This is a genomic window from Micromonospora sp. NPDC005173 (assembly GCF_040608515.1).
In the GTDB taxonomy this organism is placed as follows: Bacteria; Actinomycetota; Actinomycetes; order Mycobacteriales; family Micromonosporaceae; genus Micromonospora.
In genome coordinates this window covers 226,922-243,279 of sequence record NZ_JBEXIK010000003.1, presented here as the reverse complement: position 1 = coordinate 243,279, position 16,358 = coordinate 226,922, and the positions used below count along the sequence as shown (strand labels likewise).

At 72.1% G+C, this 16,358-nt stretch carries 14 protein-coding genes; 4 read left to right on the top strand and 10 right to left on the bottom strand.

Going from position 1 to position 16,358, the window contains the following annotated elements:
- Positions 1–21 precede the first annotated feature (21 nt).
- The 4 genes from ABZV00_RS06445 to ABZV00_RS06430 all read right to left on the bottom strand — a co-directional run bounded on the left by ABZV00_RS06445 (position 22) and on the right by ABZV00_RS06430 (position 5,698).
- Positions 22–1,827 carry a glycoside hydrolase family 13 protein gene (locus ABZV00_RS06445; protein ID WP_355602383.1) on the bottom strand — a complete coding sequence of 602 codons (1,806 nt, stop codon included), beginning with the start codon at positions 1,825–1,827 and terminating at the stop codon, positions 22–24.
- A 54-nt stretch (positions 1,828–1,881) separates the two neighbouring features.
- Positions 1,882–2,697, bottom strand: coding sequence for a sugar ABC transporter permease (locus ABZV00_RS06440; protein WP_355602598.1), 816 nt, complete (start codon positions 2,695–2,697; stop codon positions 1,882–1,884).
- A gap of 116 nt (positions 2,698–2,813) precedes the next feature.
- Positions 2,814–4,451 (bottom strand): ABC transporter permease subunit, encoded by a 1,638-nt coding sequence (locus ABZV00_RS06435; protein WP_355602381.1) that lies wholly within the window; start codon positions 4,449–4,451, stop codon positions 2,814–2,816.
- Complete coding sequence (locus tag ABZV00_RS06430) at positions 4,451–5,698, bottom strand: maltose ABC transporter substrate-binding protein (RefSeq protein ID WP_355602379.1); 1,248 nt, start codon at positions 5,696–5,698, stop codon at positions 4,451–4,453. The genes ABZV00_RS06435 and ABZV00_RS06430 overlap by 1 nt, the downstream gene beginning before the upstream one ends.
- 198 nt (positions 5,699–5,896) lie before the next feature.
- Between ABZV00_RS06430 and ABZV00_RS06425 the strand changes: the two genes are divergently transcribed.
- Both ABZV00_RS06425 and ABZV00_RS06420 read left to right on the top strand, forming a co-directional pair.
- Entirely contained in the window at positions 5,897–6,982 is a 1,086-nt protein-coding gene (locus tag ABZV00_RS06425; RefSeq protein WP_355602377.1) for a LacI family DNA-binding transcriptional regulator, read from the top strand.
- Positions 6,983–7,166: 184 nt separating this feature from the next.
- The gene (locus ABZV00_RS06420; RefSeq protein ID WP_355602375.1) at positions 7,167–8,804 is read left to right on the top strand and encodes a glycoside hydrolase family 13 protein; all 1,638 of its coding nucleotides are present in this window, start codon (positions 7,167–7,169) and stop codon (positions 8,802–8,804) included.
- Between the two features lie 199 nt (positions 8,805–9,003).
- On the opposite strand, the gene ABZV00_RS06415 is transcribed toward ABZV00_RS06420, so the two are convergent.
- From ABZV00_RS06415 to ABZV00_RS06390, 6 genes are all read right to left on the bottom strand, one after another.
- Positions 9,004–9,441 carry a hypothetical protein gene (locus ABZV00_RS06415; protein ID WP_328423365.1) on the bottom strand — a complete coding sequence of 146 codons (438 nt, stop codon included), beginning with the start codon at positions 9,439–9,441 and terminating at the stop codon, positions 9,004–9,006.
- Positions 9,442–9,522: 81 nt separating this feature from the next.
- Positions 9,523–9,909, bottom strand: coding sequence for a GntR family transcriptional regulator (locus ABZV00_RS06410; RefSeq protein ID WP_328423363.1), 387 nt, complete (start codon positions 9,907–9,909; stop codon positions 9,523–9,525).
- Positions 9,909–10,832 (bottom strand): YhjD/YihY/BrkB family envelope integrity protein, encoded by a 924-nt coding sequence (locus tag ABZV00_RS06405; RefSeq protein ID WP_355602373.1) that lies wholly within the window; start codon positions 10,830–10,832, stop codon positions 9,909–9,911. The genes ABZV00_RS06410 and ABZV00_RS06405 overlap by 1 nt, the downstream gene beginning before the upstream one ends.
- 123 nt (positions 10,833–10,955) lie before the next feature.
- Positions 10,956–11,525, bottom strand: coding sequence for a 2'-5' RNA ligase family protein (locus ABZV00_RS06400; protein WP_355602371.1), 570 nt, complete (start codon positions 11,523–11,525; stop codon positions 10,956–10,958).
- 25 nt (positions 11,526–11,550) lie between these two features.
- Positions 11,551–12,576 (bottom strand): tryptophan--tRNA ligase, encoded by a 1,026-nt coding sequence (gene trpS, locus ABZV00_RS06395; RefSeq protein WP_328423356.1) that lies wholly within the window; start codon positions 12,574–12,576, stop codon positions 11,551–11,553.
- Positions 12,577–12,627: 51 nt separating this feature from the next.
- A complete protein-coding gene (locus ABZV00_RS06390; protein WP_355602369.1) occupies positions 12,628–13,800 on the bottom strand; it encodes a hemolysin family protein in 1,173 nt (390 codons plus the stop codon).
- 193 nt (positions 13,801–13,993) lie between these two features.
- Between ABZV00_RS06390 and galE the strand changes: the two genes are divergently transcribed.
- Both galE and galK read left to right on the top strand, forming a co-directional pair.
- Positions 13,994–14,977, top strand: a complete 984-nt coding sequence (galE, locus tag ABZV00_RS06385; protein ID WP_355602367.1) for a UDP-glucose 4-epimerase GalE — start codon at positions 13,994–13,996, stop codon at positions 14,975–14,977.
- Positions 14,978–15,092: 115 nt separating this feature from the next.
- The gene (gene galK / locus ABZV00_RS06380; RefSeq protein WP_355602365.1) at positions 15,093–16,262 is read left to right on the top strand and encodes a galactokinase; all 1,170 of its coding nucleotides are present in this window, start codon (positions 15,093–15,095) and stop codon (positions 16,260–16,262) included.
- The last annotated feature ends 96 nt before the right edge of the window (positions 16,263–16,358 follow it).

The window sequence follows — 16,358 nt, the reverse complement described above, 5'->3', positions numbered from 1 at the left end:
TCCGAGCCACCGCGGCGGCGTTCAGCACAGCCGCCAGACCTGGAAGGTGGGGCCGTCCGCGGGCAGGGTCAGCGCACCGTCCGGGCCGGGCCGCAGCGCCGGCGCGCCGCCGTACACGTTCTCCGCGGCCGGCAACCCGGCCAGCCGCACCGGCGCCCCGGCCGCCCGCCGAGCCAGCACCAGCACCGCCCCGGTCGGTGCCTCGCGCAGGAAGACGATCGTGTCGGGGTCGTGGTGCAACCGGCGTAGGCCGCCGTGGCGCAGCGCCGGCTCGCCGCGGCGCAGCGCGATCAGCGCCTGGTACGCGGCGAGCGTGCCGGCGTCCCAGCTCTGCGGGCGGTGCCACGGCATCGGGGTACGCGAGGACTCGCCGTTCGTGCCGACCAGACCGAGCTCGTCCCCCGCGAAGATCATCGGGATACCGGGCATGGTGGCGAGCAGACCGGCGGCCACCTCCTGCCGGGCGGCGTCGCCGACCACCGTCCGGATCCGGGCCGAGTCGTGCGAGCCGAGCAGTTGCCAGGAGTGCGTGTACGAGCGCCAGGAGATCAGCGACCGGTAGGCGTCCATGGTGCCGAGCACCGCGTCCGCGTCCCGCCGTGGCACCCCGCCCGGGGTGCCGAGGAAGTTCGGCACCGGCTGGTCGCCGTGCCGCAGCCAGGACCAGACCGGATCGGTGAAGCCGACGTAGTTCATGGTGCCGTGCCAGCCGTCGCGGTCCAGGTCGCCGGTGTGGTCGTGGCCGTGCTCTGCCATCAACAGGCCGTCCGGCCGATCCGCGGCCAGCACCGAGCGGAGCAGCGCCGCCACCTCGTGGGTGTACGCGTCGGCGCCCCGTCGGCCGGTCATGTTCGCCACGTCCACCCGCCACCCGTCCAGCCCGTACGGCGGGCGGAGCCAGCGGCGCAGCGCCGCGTCGTCGGCGGTGGCGAAGCGGCGGCGCAGCTCGGCGCTGCCCCAGTTCAGCTTCGGCAGCGACTTGATCCCGTTCCAGGACTCGTAGTCCCCGGTGATCTCGTCGAAGTAGTACAGCTCCCGCTCCGGGGCACGCACGTCGGAGGAGGCGGCGGTGAACCAGTCGTGCGCGTCGCCGGTGTGGTTGCTGGTGATGTCGCCGAGCAGCCGCCAGCCCCGGGCCCGTACCGCGTCCGCGAGCCGGGCCAGCGCGGCGTCCCCGCCGAGCAGCGGGTCGACCCGGTCGAAGCTGGCCGCGTCGTAGCGGTGGTTGGAGCGGGCCGGGAAGATCGGGGTCAGGTAGACCGTGTTCACCCCGAGCCGATCCAGGTGGTCCAACCGCTCGGCGATCCCGTCCAGATCGCCACCGTAGAGCTGGTGCGGCGTTTCCGGGCCACGGCCGACCACGGGAGTGTCCCAGTGGCACGGGATCGCCCAGTCCGGCAGTGGCCGGGCGTCGGCCGCGGCGGACCGGGCGAACCGGTCCGGGAAGATCTGGTAGATCACCGCGTCCCGCGCCCAGGTCGGCGGCGGGGCGTGGGTGACCAGCTTGAAGTCGCCGTGGTCGGGCACGTCGTGGTCGACCAGCCCCGCCGCGGTCAGCCACCGGGGACCGCGCCGCCCCGAGAGCAGGAATCGGTAGTTGCTCACCGGGTTGCGGGCCGGCACCTCGGCCCGCCACCAGACGTCTCCGCCGTCGGTGCGATCCACCACCGCCTCGATGAACCTCGGCTCACCGTCACCGGTGGTGCGTACGTGTACCTGGCGGACGTCGGCGCCGGCCGGCGCCCGGACGAAGACGTCGACGACCTCCCCCAGCGTGGGCTCCTGCTGCGGGACGTAGCGGGCGGATCCGTCATGGTGCGGCTGCATGGCGGGGTCTCCTCTCGGGTGCACTCGGGGGTACTCGCGGACGGGCGCCGACGGCTACCCCTTCACGGCGCCGGCGGTCAGCCCGGAGACGATGTAGCGCTGGAGGAGCTGGAAGACCAGCACGGTGGGGATCGCGGTGAGCAGGGTCCCGGCGGCGAAGATCCCGAAATTGTTGTTGCGCTCGTTGCCCTGCAACATGCCGTACATGCCGACCGCGAGCGTCTTCGAGTCGCTGCTGGTGAGGAACACGTTGGCCATCAGGAACTCGTTGATGGTGCCGATGAACGCCAGTAGCCCGGTCACCGCCAGGATCGGCGCCACCAGCGGCAGCATGATCCGGAAGAAGACCTGGGCGTGCGAGGCCCCGTCCATGGTGGCCGACTCGTCCAGTTCCTGGGGCAGGGTGTCGAAGAAGCCCTTCATCAGCCAGGTGTTCACCCCGAGCGCGCCACCCATGTAGAGCAGCAGCAGCCCCCACGGGGTGTTGAAGCCGATCGACGGCCACAGGTCGGTGATCGTGCCGAAGATCAGGTAGATCGCCACGATCGCCAGGAACTGCGGGAACATCTGGATCAACAGCAGCGAGAGCAGCCCCACCCGCCGACCGCGGAACCGCATCCGGGAGAAGGCGTACGCGGCCAGCGCGGAGAGGAACACCGACGCGAACGAGGCGACTCCGGCGATCAGCAGCGAGTTGACGAACCACCGCTCGAAGGCGGTGCGTTCGAACAACTCGCCGAAGTTGCCGAGCGAGACCCCGCCGGTCGGCACCAGCTCGGTGGTGGAGAGCGTGCCGAGCGGGTTGAGCGCGGCGGAGAGCACGAACACGATCGGGAAGAGGCTGAACAGCACGCCGAGCACGGCGACCAGGTGCCGCCAGCCGACCTGGGCGAACCAGCGGTTGCGGCGCCGGCCCGTGGCGTTGCGGTTGGCCGCGGGCGGCCGGCCCGCCGTGTCGCCGGTACGCGCGGCCCCGGTGAGTGTGGTCACGAGTACACCTCCTCCTGCTTGCGGGTCCGCCGGAAGCTGACGGTCGAGACCACCGCGACGATGGCGAAGATGAACAGCGAGATCGCGGCGGCGAAGCCGAACTCCGCGCCCTGCCCGCCGAAGGCGAGCCGATAGGTGTACGTGATCAGCAGATCGGTGGCGCCGTTGGTCGGGTTGTCGGCCGGGAAGGGCGCGCCCTCGGTGGTCAGGTAGATCGCGTTGAAGTTGTTGAAGTTGTACGCGAACGACGAGATCAGCAGCGGGGAGAGCGCGATCAGCAGCAGCGGCAGGGTGACCGCGCGGAAGGACTGCCAGGGCGAGGCCCCGTCGATCGAGGTCGCCTCGGTCAGCTCCCGCGGGATGGCCTGCAACGAGCCGGTGGCCACCAGGAACATGTACGGGTAGCCGAGCCAGAGCTGCACCAGGATGACCGCGAGGCGCGCCGTCCACGGTTGGCCGAACCAGTCCACGTCCAGTCCGAACAGGTTGTTGATCAGCCCGAAGTCGGCGTTGAACATGTCCCGCCAGGCCAGCAGCATCGCGAACGACGGCATGGCGTACGGCAGGACCAGCAGCACCCGGTAGAGGTTGCTGCCGCGCATCCGGGGCGAGTGCAGCACGAGCGCGATCATCATGCCGAGCAGGAACGTCCCGCCGGTGGACGCGATGGCGAAGGCGAAGTTCCAGATCAGGGTGCTGAGGAAGGGGCCGGAGATGTTCTCGTCGGTGAGCACCCGGGTGAAGTTGCTCAGCCCGACGTGGACCTTCCAGCCCTGGGCCAGCCGCTCGCCGTCGGCGGCGACGAAGGCGCCCACCTCCTCGTCGGCGGTCCAGGTCTGCCCGGTCCCGGTGTCCCGGACGCAGTCGCAGCCGGCCTCGTACGCCCGCACCGCCTTGCCCTCGTAGGCGCGGGACAGGCCGCTGGAGCGCAGCGCGCCGCCGGCGGTGGGCACCACCAGGTCGGTGATCTCCTTGCTGCGGGCGCTGGCCTGGCCGAAGTTCAGCACGGTGTAGCCCTCGGCGGCGGTGACCTTGCCGCCCGCGGCGACCGTGACGTCGGCGGCGTCGAGCTGGCGTAGCCCACCGGTGTCACCGGCGGAGACCGTGCCGGTGGTGGGGTCGGTGACCAGGAAGACCAGCGGGGCGGAGGCCGGGTCGCCCTTCGTGGCGATCGACAGGGCGTACTCGGCGGAGCCGGGCACCTGGGTGACCGAGGAGGTCTGGATCGCGACGATCGCGTCGTCCTTGCTGCCCCGGTGCCCGTCACCGAAGTTGGTGAAGGCGGTGCTGGCGGTGTACAGCACCGGGAAGACCTGGAAGGCGATCAGGAACAGGGTGCCCGGGACCAGGTACTTGGCCGGGATGTGCCGGCGGGTGAGGTACAGGTAGAACAGCCCGGCGGTGGTCGCCGTCAGCAGGGCCAGGCCGGCCCACTTTCCGCCGTCGATGAGCGGGAAGGCCGCCCAGATCGCGATACCGGCGGTCAGGCCGAGCAGGAGCACCTTGCCGGCGAGGCCGGTCAGGGTGATCGGCGCGTGGTCACGCGCGGCACGGGAGCGCGGGGGCCGGGAGCCGACCGGCCCCCGGCCCGGGGTCCGCGTGGCGGACCCCGGGCCGGACTGCGGCGTGCTCATTACTTGATCTGGCCCGAGATGGTCTTGCCGGCCGCGGTGATGGTGCTGGTCGGGTCGGCCCCACCGATGACAGCGGCCTGGGCCTTGCCGAACGGGTCCCAGATCGCGGCCATCGCCGGGATGGCCGGGAGCACCTGACCGTTCTTGCCGGCCTCCTGGAACTTGGCCAGGTCCGGGTCACTGCCCTTGACCTGGTCGAGGGCGGCGGTCAGCGCCGGCGGCCGGGGCTCGGCGTTGTACAGCGCGACGGCCAGCTCGGGCGTCGTGGTGTAGTTGGCCACGAACTCCTGGGCCAGCGCCTTGTTCTTGCCCTTGGCGGCGACGTAGAACGCCTGCACGCCCACGAACGGCTGGGCCTCCTTGCCGCCGGCGAAGCCGGGGATGGCGGAGATGTCGTACTTGATGTTGGCCTTCTTGACGTCGGCCACCGCCCACGGGCCGGAGACCAGGTAGGCGCACTTCTTACCGGTGAAGGTGGCGATCGAGTTGGTGTCCGAGATGGAGCGCTTGAGCACGCCCTCGCCCTTCTCGCCCAACGCGCCGATCTTCTTGAACGCCTCGATCGACGCGGGCTTGCCCACGCCCAGGTCCTTCGGGTCGTAGTCGCCGTTGGCGCCGGCGCCGAAGAGGTAGCCGCCGGCCGAGGTGTACAGCGGGTAGATGTGGTACGCGTCGCCGTTCTGGCCGACCTGGAGGCAGAGCGTCTCGGTGGCCTTCTTCGCCGCCTTGAGCTGCTTGCCCTGGGCGACCAGGTCCTCGATGGTCTTCGGCGCCTCGGGGGCCAGCTCGGTGTTGCGGATCAGCGCCAGGTTCTCCTGGGCGTACGGCACGCCGTAGAGCTGACCGTTGAAGGTGACCGCCTTGACGGCGGTCTGGTTGAACCCGTTCTTCTGCTCGGCGGAGAGCTGCACCGGGTCGATGGCGCCGTTCTGCACCAGGTTGCCGATCCAGTCGTGCGCGCCGACCACCACGTCGGGGCCGCTGCCCTGCTGCGAGGCGGTGACGAAGTTGGTCTGCAGGTCCTTGCTGACGGCCTGGACCTCGACGGTGACGCCGTTCTCCTGGCCGAACTTCTCGGCGAACGGCTTGAGAGCGGCGGTCCGCTTGTCGTCTGCCCAGATCACCAGTTTGCCGCCGGCCGCCTTGGGGGACTGGTTCGCGGCCGGCTCGTCGCTGTCGCCACCACAGCCCGAGGCGGCGAGCGCCAGGGCGAAGAGGGCGACCACACCCGCGGTACGGATGCGCATCGGTACTCCTGTCGTCATGGCGGTCCGCCGGGGGAAGGGCGGCCCACCGATGGGAAGCTCTGGAAGTTTTTGCCAACCGGCGCTTGGATGCTGCGCCGCTGCTCTCGCATGTTGCGGGGACGTTAGCAAGAGGTTGCAGATTATGGAAGCACTTGCAGAGCGCCGCGCAAGAACTTGCCGGTGGGCTAAAGTGCCGCCATGCGCGCTCGACTGTCCGACATCGCCCAGCAGGCCGAAGTCAGCGAGGCCACGGTGTCGCGGGTGCTCAACGACCGCCCCGGCGTGGCCCCGGAGACCCGGCAGGCCGTCCTCACCGCTCTCGACGTGCTCGGCTACGAGCGCCCGGCCCGGCTGCGCAAACGCAGCGCCGGGTTGGTCGGCCTGGTGGTGCCGGAGCTGGACAACCCGATCTTCCCCGCCTTCGCCCAGGTCATCGAGTCGACCCTGGCGCAGAGCGGGTTCACCCCGGTGCTCTGCACCCAGACCGCCGGTGGCGTCACCGAGGACGAGTACGTCGAGATGCTGCTGGACCGTCAGGTCTCCGGGATCGCCTTCGTCTCCGGTCTGCACGCCGACACCGCCGCCAACCACGACCGCTACCGGGCGCTGATCGCCCGGCCGTTGCCCGTCGTGATGATCAACGGGTACGTGCCGGGCATCGGCGCCCCCTTCGTCTCCTGCGACGACGGGGAGGCGGCCGAGCTGGCCGTGGCCCACCTGGTCGCGCTCGGGCACCGTCGGATCGGCCTGATCACCGGCCCGGACCGCTTCGTCCCGGTGCAGCGCAAGGTGGCCGGCTGGCGCTCCGCGATGACCCGGTTGGCCGGGGTCGCCGAGGCCGACCTGGGCCCGCTGGCCGAGCTGTCACTGTTCGGTGTGGAGGGTGGCGAGGCCGCGGCCGGCCGGCTGCTGGACCGCGGGGTGACCGGTGTGGTGTGCGGCTCGGACCTGATGGCGCTCGGCGCGATCCGGGCGGCCCGCCAGCGCGGCCTGACCGTCCCCGGCGACCTCTCCGTGGTCGGCTACGACGACTCGCCACTGATGGCCTTCACCGACCCGCCGCTGACCACCATGCGGCAGCCGGTCATCGCGATGGCGGTGGCCGCGGTCCGGGCCCTGGTTGACGAGATCAACGGGCACGGCGCCCCGCACTCGGAGTACCTGTTCCGCCCGGAGCTGGTGGTGCGCGGCTCCACGGCGGTCGCCCCGGCCGGCACCCGGACCGGCGGAGCCGGGTCGAACCGGCACCGACCCGGCTCGTCGGCGCTGGCCGTCCCCGCCTGAGCGGCACCCCACCAGGCTGGGCAGCCGACTGGCGCAGCAGCAACCCCGGCACGCCTTGCGCAAGAACTGCTTGACTCTTGCAGTGTTTGGGCGGCATATTGCTCAGACACCCGCGTTGCCACCGTCCGCGCCGCGCCGGGTGCCGCCGCCGCACCTGACCCGAGACAGACGGGGAACGCCACCGATGACCGTCAGCACCACCACCCCGCACCACACCGCCGACGACGACTGGTGGCGCTCCGCGGTCGTCTACCAGGTCTACGTGCGCAGCTTCGCCGACAGCGACGGCGACGGCATCGGGGACCTCCAGGGCATCCGGCAACGCCTGCCGTACCTGCGCGACCTCGGGGTGGACGCGCTCTGGCTGACCCCCTTCTACACCTCCCCCATGGTCGACGGCGGGTACGACGTCGCCGACTACCGGGACGTCGACCCGATGTTCGGCACCCTCAGCGACTTCGACGCGATGATCGCCGACGCGCACGCCCTCGACCTGCGGATCATCGTCGACCTGGTGCCCAACCACACCTCCGACGTCCACCGCTGGTTCGCCGCCGCCCTCGCCGCCGGCCCCGGCTCCCCGGAGCGGACCCGCTACCTCTTCGCCGAGGGCCGGGGTGCGCACGGCGAACTGCCGCCGAACGACTGGGAGAGCATCTTCGGCGGCCCGGCCTGGACCCGGGTCGCGGACGGCGAGTGGTACCTGCACCTGTTCGACCCGGCTCAACCGGACCTGAACTGGCGCCACCCCGAGGTCCGCGCCGAGTTCGAGGACGTGCTGCGGTTCTGGCTGGACCGGGGCGTGGACGGCTTCCGGATCGACGTGGCCCACGGCATGATCAAGGCCGAAGGGCTGCCGGACGTCGGCTTCAGCACGATGACCACCGGCCAGCGCCAGGTCGAGCTGCTCGGCAAGGGCCGGCTGCCGTACTTCGACCAGGACGAGGTCCACGAGATCTACCGCGCCTGGCGGCCCATCCTGGACAGCTACCCGGGCGGCCGGATGGCGGTCGCCGAGGCGTGGGCCGAGACCCCGCAGCGGCTGGCCCGCTACATCGGCCCGGACGAGCTGCACCAGGCGTTCAGCTTCGACTTCCTCGACGCCACCTGGTCGGCCGACTCGTTCCGCAAGGTGATCGACACCGCGCTGTCCGAGTCGACCGTGGTCGGCGCACCCACCACCTGGGTGCTGTCCAACCACGACAAGCAGCGGCACGTCACCCGTTACGGTGACGGCGCCGAGGGGCTGCGCCGGGCTCGCGCCGCCAGCCTGCTGATGCTCGCCCTGCCCGGCTGCGCCTACCTCTACCAGGGCGAGGAGCTCGGCCTACCCGAGGTGCTCGACCTCCCCGACGAACTGCGCCAGGACCCGGCGTTCCTGCGCACCGGCGAGAGTCGGGACGGCTGCCGGGTGCCCATCCCGTGGAGCGGCGAGCTGGCCCCGTACGGCTTCGGGCCGGCCGGCGGCGAGCTGAGCTGGCTACCGGCCCCGGCGACCTGGCGGGCCCTGTCGGTCACCGCGCAGACCGGCGTGCCCGGCTCGACGCTGGAGCTGTACCGGGCCGCGCTGCGCATCCGGCACGAGCACCCGGCGCTGGCCGTCGACGCTGGCGGGGTGACCTGGCTGGAGAGCGAGCCCGGCGTGCTGGCCTTCTCCCGCACCTCCGGCGCGACCGTGCTGACCTGCGTGGTCAACCTCAGCGGCGCGCCGGTCCTGATCGACGGGTACGGCCAACCGCTCGTCGCCAGCGCGGCGCTCACCGAGCAGGGCTCCGGCCATCTGCTTCCGGTTGACGCGGCCGCCTGGTTGGAACGGCGCTGAGCGGGTAATCCGTCACCAACCTGGTCGTCCGTCGTGCCCCGCGCCGGCGGGCGACTGGGCTACCGGCCCCTTGTGGTGGGGGGTGAGGTGGCACCGGCGCCACGCGGAGTCCGCTCCGGGTGGCGCCGGTGTCCGTCTGCGCCAAGGTGTGCTCCGCCCGCTGACCGCCCCGACGCGCGGCGTCCCGGTCCGGAGCGGCTCACTTCGCGGTGAGCAGCGCCGCGATGCGGGTGAAGCCGGCGCGTACCTCGGCCTCGTCCGGCGGCTCGGCGGGCTCGCCGTGGCCTGCCTCGTCGGCGGCGGCGTCCAGCTCCTCGTCGATCACGTCCTCGAAGTCGCCGTACAGGTCGGCCCCCTCGACCTGGCGGTCCTCGTCCTCGGCGGCGACCTGTGCGGCGGCGATCTCGCTGCGGATCTCGTCGGCCGACAGCGCCGGCAGCAGCGGCTCCACGACGGCTATCAGCTGCTCGTCGGCCACCACCGCCTCGGCCAGCGCCAACGCGTGCGGCCGCTCGTACGGCCCGCAGACCACCGGCTCCCACTCGTCGAGGTCACCGAGCGGGCCAAAGGTGATGATCCACGGCAGACCGAGCATCGGCGAGTCGGCCGGCAGGTCCAGTGTCATGAGTGCGCCCACCGGCTCATCATGGTCCGCGAACACGAGCGCCGACGCCGTTCGCCTCAGTTTCCGCCCGCCGGGCGCCCGATCAGCGACTGGTCAGCCGGGACGGGCGGCGTCCAGGGCGGCGCGGACCAGGGCGAGCGCGGTGGCGGGCGGCACGCCCAGCCGGGTCGCCTCGGCCGCGTACCCGGCTGCCGCCCGGTGCAGTCGGTCGACGGCGTCGTCCCGGCCGGGGGCGACGAAGGTGCCGTTGCGCCCCCGGGTCTCCAGCAGCCCGGCCGTCTCCAACTCCCGGTACGCCCGGGCCACCGTGTTCGCGGCCAGCCGCAGGTCGGCGGCGAGCTGCCGGACGGTGGGCAGCCGGCTGCCCACCGGCAAGCGGCCGTCGCCGATCAACTCGGCGAGCTGCCCGCGTACCTGCTCGTACGGGGGCACCGACGAGTCCGAGTCGACCGAGATCGTCACCTGCGCACCTTCCGCCATCAGCCCGCACCGCCCGGCGTACCGGGATCGGTGTCCTCGTCGAGAGCCACCGGCGGGGCGCCCTCCGCCAGGTCCAACACCCGTCCACGCTGACTGGTCGCGAGGAGCGCCGCCCCGAACAGCACCAGCTGGTTGAGCAGGTAGAGGTAGAGCAGCAGGCCGACGGCGCCGGCCACCACGGTGTACGCCGGGTTCCGCTCGGTGCGCACCACGTAGTACCGCCCGACCGTGTTGAGCAGCGTGATGCCGATCGCGACCAGCACCACCACCGGGCGCAGCCGGGACCGGCTCACCCGCAGCCGGGGCACCGCGACCAGCAGCGCGGTCGCGAGCACCGCGTTGATCAGCACGCTGAGGATCGCGCTGATCGTGGTCAGACCGACCGAGCCGGTGCTGCGCAGCAGGAATCGCAGCAGCGACTCCAGGGCGTCCACCGCGGCCACCGAGACACCGAGCAGCACGAAGACGCCGATCATCACCCCGAGGTCGACCAGCCGCCGGATCACCAGGTTTCCGGGTTGCTGGTTGAGCCGGTACATCAACCGCTGTGAGGAGCGGATCGCCTCCACCCAGCCGATCCCGGTGAAGACCAGGATGACCAGGCCGACCACGCCGACCGTGCCGCTGGAGTTGGCGATCTGCTCCGCGTCCAGGAACGGCAGGTTCTCCTTCAGGAACCCGGCCGCCGCCGCGCTGACCTCGTCGTTGTCCTCCAGGATCGCGCCGAAGATCGAGTACGCGACCAGCGCGAGGGCGAACACCGCGAAGAAGCCGTAGTAAGCGATCGCAGCGGCCAGCCGCCCGGCCAGCAACTCGGCGTAGAGCGCGCCGGCCCGCCACACGTGGTCGAAGAGCCCCGACCGGGAGCGCGCGGCGCTCACCCAGCGGTCGATGCCCGCCTCGATCGCCCCGATCACGTTCACGCGATCATCCTCGCCGATCTCCCGCCGCCATAGGGGCAACCGGCTCCCGATGCTCGCCGACCGGCGCGTCGCCGAACGATGCTTCGCCGAACGATGCGTCGCCCCCGGCGCGTCGCCGAACGGTCAGCCGCCGAGGCGGAAGTCCCGACGGGGCTGCCACCGGGCCTGCCCGCTGTGCGAGAACAGGGTGAACGCGTCGACCTCGAACATCGCGGAGAAGTCGGCCAGATCCTCGTACGCCTTGTCCAGCGCCTCCGGTGCCACGTCCTGTGCCACGGTGACGTGCGGATGGTAGGGGAAACGGGTCTCGCGGTGCAGCTCCGGTGCCGCGCGGATGGCGCCGGCCAGCAGCTCGCACTCGCTGATCCCGGCGGCCACCGCCACGAACACCACCTGGGTCACCGGGCGGAACGTGCCGGTGCCCCGCAGGTGCAGCGCGAACGGCAGGTGCGCGGCGGCGACGGCGGCCAGGTGCCGTTCGACGGCGGGCAGGGCGGCCGTCGGGATCTCGGTCGGCCCGAGCAGCGTCACGTGCGCGGGCACCGCCAGCGGGTCGCCGGCCTCGACCCGCCGTCGGGTGAGCTGCGCCCCCCACGGCTCCGGGATGTCCACCGCGATGCCGACCTGGATCGTGTCGCCGGCTGGCGGCACCCCGCCACTGCGATCCACGCTCCGCGCCGCCCCTTCGGCCACCGACCCGCCCACCTGTCCCGGGGCGCTATTCGCCGCGTACCGGCGGGAAGAACCCGACCCGCTCGTACGCGGACCGCAGGGTCGGTCCGGCCACCGCACGGGCCTTCTCCGCGCCGGCGGCGAGCAGCTTGTCCAGCTGCGCCGGGTCGTCGAGGTAGGTGCGGGTGCGCTCCTGGATCGGGCGGACGAACTCCGCCACCACCTCGGCCAGGTCCTTCTTCAGGTCGCCGTAACCGCGACCGGCGTACGCGGCCACCAGATCGTCGATGCCGCGCCCGCTGAGCGCCGAGTGGATGGTCAGCAGGTTGGACACGCCCGGCTTGGTCTCGGCGTCGAAGACGATCTCCCGGCCGGTGTCGGTCACCGCCGAACGGATCTTCTTCGCCGACCGGGCCGGGTCCTCCAGCAGGTCGATGATGCCGGCCGGCGAGGACGACGACTTGGACATCTTCGCGGTCGGGTCCTGCAGATCGGTGATCTTCGCGGTGTCCTTGACGATGTGCGGCGCGGGCACCGTGAACGTCGGGCCGAACAGCGAGTTGAAGCGCTGGGCCAGGTCCCGCGAGAGCTCCAGGTGCTGACGCTGGTCCTCGCCGACCGGCACCGCGTTGGCCTGGTAGAGCAGGATGTCGGCGGCCTGCAGGATCGGGTAGGTGAACAGGCCGACGCTGGCCCGCTCGTTGCCCTGCTTCTGTGACTTGTCCTTGAACTGGGTCATCCGGCTGGCCTCGCCGAAGCCGGTGATGCAGCCGAGCACCCAGGCCAGCTGCGAGTGCTCAGGCACCTGTGACTGCACGAACAGGGTGCTGCGCTCCGGGTCCAGACCGACCGCGAAGAGCTGGGCGGCAGCCACCCGGGTCCGCTGGCGCAGCAGCACCGGGTCGTGCCCCGCGGTGATGGCGTGCAGATCCACGACGCAGTAGAACGCGTCGTGGGTCTCCTGCAGGGCCACCCAGTGCCGCACCGCGCCGAGGTAGTTGCCGAGGTGGAAAGAGTCGGCCGTCGGCTGGATGCCGGAGAAGACGCGGGGGCGGGCGGGAACGTCGGACATGGCGATAATTCTGTCAGCAAGCGACGGGGTCCGTCATGACGGGCCGGCGGGTCAGCCGCGGCCCGCCGCTGTCGGGGCGTTGACCTCGCGCGGTTCCCCCTGGCCGACCCGGCGGATCGGCCCGACCACGGCCCCGCGTTGCTGCCCGGCCACCGGCTCCGGCGACCACCGCGCGCCGGCCTCCCGCGACTGCCCGGTGCCAGCCTCGCGGCGCTGCTCGGTGCCAGCCTCCCTCGACTGCCCGGTGCCGGCCTCGCGGCGCTGCTCGGGCATCCGCACGGCGGAGACCGCGAGCCGGGCCACCCGGCGTCCATCCAGCGTCAGCACCCGCAACAGCCAGCCGCCCGACGGATCGGCCGGGTCGGGCCCGTCGGCGTCGACCGGTTCAGCGGGCACCGGCACTTCGTCGCCGGTCACCGGCAGCCGACCCAGGGCGGCCATCACGAACCCACCGACCGTCTCGTACGGCCCGGCGGGCAGCACCAGCCCGGTCCGCTCGGCGAAGTCGGCCAGGTTGAGCCGACCGTCCACCACGGCGGGCAGGCCGTGCACCGGGTCCGGCTTGGTGTCGTACTCATCGTGGATCTCGCCGATCAGCTCCTCGATCAGGTCCTCCAGGGTGACGATCCCGGCGGTGCCGCCGTACTCGTCGACCACCACCGCCAGGTGCTGACCCTCCCGGCGCATCTCGGTGAGTGCGGGCAGCACCCGCTTGCTGCCGGGCAGTCGCTTCACCTCCCGGGTCAGCTCGCCGACGGTGACGCACGGGTCGGCGTCCGGGCGCAGCAGTACGTCGCGCAGGTGCACGAAGCCGACCACGTCGTCGTGGGTGCCGTCGGTGACCGGGTAGCGGGTGTGCGTCTCGGCCCGGACCAACCGGGCGGCCTCGGCGATGGTCAGCCGGGCGGGCAGGAAGACCACCTCGGTGCGGGGCATCATCACCTCGCGGATCAGGCTGGCGCCGGCCACCAAGACCTCGTCGATGATCCGCCGTTCGTCCGGGTCGAGCACCGTGTTCGCGGCGACCAGGTCCCGCAGCTCGGCCTCGGAGATGCGCTCCCGGCCGGCCGCCGGGCCAGCTCCGAGCAGGTCGGTGACGAGGCGGGTGGCACCGTCGGCGGCGCGGACCACCATCCGGGCGACAGCCCGGGCGAGCGGACCGGGGTCACGGCGGGGCCGCCCCCGCGCGCGTCGCCGGAGCCCCGTATGGGCCGCTTCCCGCATGACAGAGATGGTAGACACCGACGGCCCATCGCACCGGGGATCACGCACGCCCGACGGCTATGTTCGGCTCTGTTTAATCGTGGGAGATTATGATGGAATGTGGATGGCGGCGTGGTCGGTCGGGGTACACCCGCCGCCGTAGGGTGATCACCGAAGGGCCACGTCCCGGGCGGGCCAGGCAGGAGGCAACGACGTGAAACTGCTCGTCACGGGGGGCGCCGGCTTCATCGGCAGCGTAGTGACCCGAATGCTGCTCGACGCGGGCCACCAGGTCGTCGTGCTGGACGACCTGCGCACCGGCCACCGCGAGGCGCTCGCTCCGGACGCGACCCACGTCGAGGCGTCCATCCACGACGCCGCCCGGATCGTCACGCCCGACGCGGGCTTCGACGGGGTGCTGCACTTCGCCGCTCTGATCGCCGCCGGCGAGTCGATGGTCAAGCCGGAGCTGTACTGGCAGACCAACACGGTCGGCACCCTCGCCCTGATCGACGCGGTCCGGGCCGCCGGGGTGCCCCGGATGGTCTTCTCCTCCACCGCCGCCGTCTACGGCAACCCCACCGAGCTGCCCATCCCGGAGAGCGCGGTCAAGGCGCCCACCAACACGTACGGCGCCACCAAGCTCGCCGTCGACATGGCGCTCACCTCCGAGGCGGTCGCGCACGGGCTGGCCGCCGTGTCGCTGCGCTACTTCAACGTGGCCGGCGCGCACCTCGACGGCGACGTCGCGCTCGGCGAACGGCACGATCCGGAGACGCACCTGATCCCGATCGCGTTGGAGGTCGCCGCCGGCCGGCGGGAGAAGCTCCAGCTCTTCGGCGACGACTACCCCACCGTGGACGGCACGTGCGTCCGCGACTACATCCACGTCGCCGACCTGGCCCGAGCCCACCTGTTGGCACTGGACGCCGCCGCCGCGGGCCAGCACCGGATCTACAACCTGGGCAACGGCAACGGTTTCACCAACCGGCAGGTGGCCGACGTGGTCCGCGAGGTCACCGGGCATGCACTGCCGGTCGAGGTGGCGCCACGCCGCGAGGGCGACCCGGCCGAGCTGGTCGCCTCCTCCGCTCTGGCCCGCGACGAGCTGGGCTGGGTGCCGCAGAAGCCGACCCTGCACGACATGGTCGGCGACGCCTGGGCCTTCTACCGCACCCACATCCTGGAGCAACGGTGAGCGCGAGGAGTGAGCCGGTGTTTGCGAGCCCCGCAGTCGCGAACGGCGGAGGCACGGTGAGCGCGAGGAGTGAGCCGGTGTTGCGAGCCCCGCAGTCGCGAACGGAGGAAGCAGCGTGACCGACCCCACCGGTGACGTCGCCGAGCGGGCCGCCGCCGGCTTCACCGAGCAGTACGGCGGCCAGGCCGCTGGCCGCTGGGCGGCTCCCGGCCGGGTCAACCTGATCGGCGAGCACACCGACTACAACGACGGGTTCGTGCTGCCCTTCGCGCTGCCGCTGCGCACCGTGGTCGCCGCCGACCGGCAGGACGGGGAGCGCTGGACGGTCTGGTCCGAGCTGTCCGGCGAGACGATCACCTTCGGCGCGGACGACGTGACCCAGCCGGGCCGGGTCGCCGGCTGGGGCGCGTACGTGGCCGCTGTGGTCTGGGCGCTGCGCGAGGCCGGCCACCCGGTACCCGGCGCCCGGTTGGCGATCGCCTCCGACGTGCCGCTGGGCTCCGGGCTCTCCTCCTCGGCCGCACTGGAGTCGGCCGTGCTCGCCGCCCTGCTCGACCTGGGTGGGGTGGAGCTGGCCGCCGAACGGCAGCCTCGGCTGGCGCAACGCGCGGAGAACGTCTACGTCGGCGCACCGACCGGAATCATGGACCAGTCCGCGGCGATCCGCTGCCGCGCCGGGCACGCCCTCTTCCTGGACTGCCGCGACGAGTCGGTCGAGCACATCCCGTTCGACCTGGACGCCGCTGGGCTGGCCGTGCTGGTCATCGACAGCCGGGCGCCGCACCGGCACGCCGACGGCGAGTACGCCGCCCGCCGCCGGTCCTGCGAGGCGGCGGCCAAGACCCTCGGCGTCGCCGCGCTGCGTGACGTCGCCATCGACCAACTCGACACCGCGCTGGCCCGACTCGACGACGAGGAGACCCGGCGGCGGGTCCGGCACGTGGTCACCGAGGACCAGCGGGTGTTGGACACGGTGGCACTGCTGCGCGCCGGCCGGGTCCGGGACATCGGCCCGCTACTCACCACCTCACACGTCTCGATGCGCGACGACTTCGAGATCACCGTGCCGGAGATCGACACCGCGGTCGAGGCGGCGCTGGCGGCCGGCGCGCTGGGTGCCCGGATGACCGGCGGTGGCTTCGGTGGCTGCGTCCTCGCCCTGATAGCGGCGGACCGGACCGACGCGGTAGCCGCCGCCATAACTGCCGCCTACGCCGAACGCGGCTTCACCGCACCCACCACCATCCCAGTCCTCCCATCCCCCGGCGCCACCCGCCTCAACTAACCCCACCCACCCCACCCCACCCCACCGGGTTGATCAAGAGGTTTGCGTCAGTCCGAGCCCGGATCCTGACGCAAACCTCTTGATCACCGGTCGAGG

Coding starts and splice junctions, on each gene's coding strand:
- ABZV00_RS06445 (WP_355602383.1), bottom strand. CDS start 1,827: ATGCAGCCGCACCATGACGGATCCGCCCGCTACGTCCCGCAGCAGGAG.
- ABZV00_RS06435 (WP_355602381.1), bottom strand. CDS start 4,451: ATGAGCACGCCGCAGTCCGGCCCGGGGTCCGCCACGCGGACCCCGGGC.
- ABZV00_RS06430 (WP_355602379.1), bottom strand. CDS start 5,698: ATGCGCATCCGTACCGCGGGTGTGGTCGCCCTCTTCGCCCTGGCGCTC.
- ABZV00_RS06425 (WP_355602377.1), top strand. CDS start 5,897: ATGCGCGCTCGACTGTCCGACATCGCCCAGCAGGCCGAAGTCAGCGAG.
- ABZV00_RS06420 (WP_355602375.1), top strand. CDS start 7,167: ATGACCGTCAGCACCACCACCCCGCACCACACCGCCGACGACGACTGG.
- ABZV00_RS06410 (WP_328423363.1), bottom strand. CDS start 9,909: ATGGCGGAAGGTGCGCAGGTGACGATCTCGGTCGACTCGGACTCGTCG.
- trpS (WP_328423356.1), bottom strand. CDS start 12,576: ATGTCCGACGTTCCCGCCCGCCCCCGCGTCTTCTCCGGCATCCAGCCG.
- ABZV00_RS06390 (WP_355602369.1), bottom strand. CDS start 13,800: ATGCGGGAAGCGGCCCATACGGGGCTCCGGCGACGCGCGCGGGGGCGG.